This is a genomic window from Methanobrevibacter sp. (assembly GCF_045577275.1).
GTDB lineage: Archaea > Methanobacteriota > Methanobacteria > Methanobacteriales > Methanobacteriaceae > Methanobrevibacter.
In genome coordinates, this window is the sequence record NZ_JAZNIB010000021.1 from 1 (window position 1) to 2,191 (window position 2,191).

Annotated in this window: 2 protein-coding genes; both read right to left on the reverse strand. The window is 28.3% G+C overall.

The genetic code is table 11. The features are described from left to right. Positions 1-379: 379 nt before the first annotated feature. On the reverse strand, positions 380-937 hold the full coding sequence (locus ACKI67_RS00825) for an XTP/dITP diphosphatase (RefSeq protein WP_407461489.1): 558 nt from the start codon (positions 935-937) through the stop codon (positions 380-382). Positions 938-1,019: 82 nt separating this feature from the next. Then, positions 1,020-1,778 carry a hypothetical protein gene (locus ACKI67_RS00830; protein WP_407461490.1) on the reverse strand — a complete coding sequence of 253 codons (759 nt, stop codon included), beginning with the start codon at positions 1,776-1,778 and terminating at the stop codon, positions 1,020-1,022. Positions 1,779-2,191 lie beyond the last annotated feature (413 nt).

Genomic DNA, 2,191 nt, shown 5'->3' on the forward strand with positions numbered 1-2,191 from the left:
ATTAAAAGATTTAAAATAATCATAAACGATTGTTTATCACCTAAAAAACCATTTTAAATTCAAAATGAAAAAACCTTTAAAAAATAACTGATATTAATCAAAATTTAAAACAATAAGTTTCAAAACAATCAATCAAACTAAAATAGAATAAACGATTTTACCTGATTTAAATCCCAATATCATTTTAATAAAAAGACTACTTATTTAAATTAGAAGTTTAAGCGATTCATTTAAATAAAAATATTGTTTTATTTTTTAAATCAAAGGATAAACGATTCCAATTTTAAAATAAACCAATCCATTATCTATAAAAGAGACCAAATCCTCGATAAAACTGTCTATAATATCTTTCGCTAATTAAAAAATATTAAAAAGTTTATTATTTATCATCTTGATTTGTATACCAATTGATAAATTTTTCTAAAGAATTTCTTCTATGGGAAAACCGGTTTTTCTCTTCAGTAGTAAGCTCTCCAAAGGTTTTGCCTTCTTCCTCTACTAAAAATATTGGATCGAATGCAAATCCAAGATTGCCTCTTTCTTCAAAAGCGATTTGACCTTTGACACGCCCTAAAAAGACCTTGGGCTCAGAATTGGGTGTGCAATAGCCAATAACTGACCTGAATTCAGCGTATCTATCGTCAACTCCATCCATAAGCTTCAATATATTTTGGTTTCCAAGTGAATTCTGTACAAATTTTGAATAGGTTCCTGGAAAACCGTTTAAAGCTCTTATGAATAAACCAGCATCTTCAACAATCACAGAGCGATTTAACTCTTGGCAAGCATATTCAGCACCGAATTTTGCCACATCCTCAAGAGTTCCTTGAGGTTCCATGTAGCCTAAATCAATATGCTCTAGTTCAACACCAAAAAGTTTGAAAATATTCTCTGCTTCTATTACTTTATGTTCGTTCCCAGTTATAAATGTTATCATAGTTTTTATTATATAAAAAAGTTTTAATATATTTATCTGAAAAATAAAACGAAAAAGAAGAAAAATTGAAAAAAGAAAGAAATTATTTGGAATTCTTAATCTCTAAAATCCTCTCTAGAGGAATATTCAAATCCTTAGAAAGTTCTTCAGGACCATAAACCTCTAAAAGTTTAGAAATTAATAATCCTTCCCTTTCTTTAGCTTCTTCTCTTCCTTCTTCCCTTCCTTCTTCTCTCCCTCTTTCCAATGTAGCCTCTTCAAACTGTTCCAAACAATTGGCTATTATAGCCTCTTCCAACACTTCCTCAAAAGGTCTTTGAACCAATTCAGACATTCTTAACACTTCCTTTATAAAATTTGCATTTTTTGATTTCCTAATTTTATTTCCTATCCATAATTCCAAACATCTTCGTGCAGTATCCAATAATGAATCTTCAATAATAATATGGCCAAATAATTCTAAAAGTTCTAATAAAAGATCCTCCATAGGCAAATCATTATAAAATGTGGGAATCCAAATGAAATCTAAAATATCGTAAGCATCCCACTTTTTTTGATTAGATACCTTATATTTCAAGTTATTAAGTAAAGCATTGCCATTAATCTCCTGCGTAATGAACCACATAGGACTAAAAAACATCAAATCATTTAAATAATGAACCCTTTCGACTGGCAATTTACCAGTATAGAAAATAAATGGCAATACCTGTTTTTTAGAAGCCTTGTGTAAACTTACACAGTAGCCATAATCACGCATCATCAAATCATCATTGATGGAGGAGTGATGTTCTATATTTATTAAATCCCCATTAGATTTTTGTCTTACAGAATCTAAATTCAAATTCTCAAATGAAGGCGAAATGACCCTGCTGTCATATTTATTTTCAATGTCTGAAATTTTAGTAATGTAATTTGGAAATTCCTCAATTTCAGACATGCAAATAATAAATATCTGGTCTTCAACATCATATCTAAATGGGAGATGGAATTTTTTATTTTTTAACATACTATCCTCCTGAAATGTCCAAGTGAAAAAATAAAAAATCCTAAACAAACAATCCAATTACACTCTACTCCATGTCAACACCTAAAAACTATAGACATTTCCATTTATTAAATAGTTTATAAAGCACTTATTCTAAAATAATATGCATTGTATTATTTAATTTGGAAATAACACTATATAAAAGTTTGTTTTACAATATAAATAGATTATAAATTCAATATTGCTTTAATATTAAAAAATAATTAGTA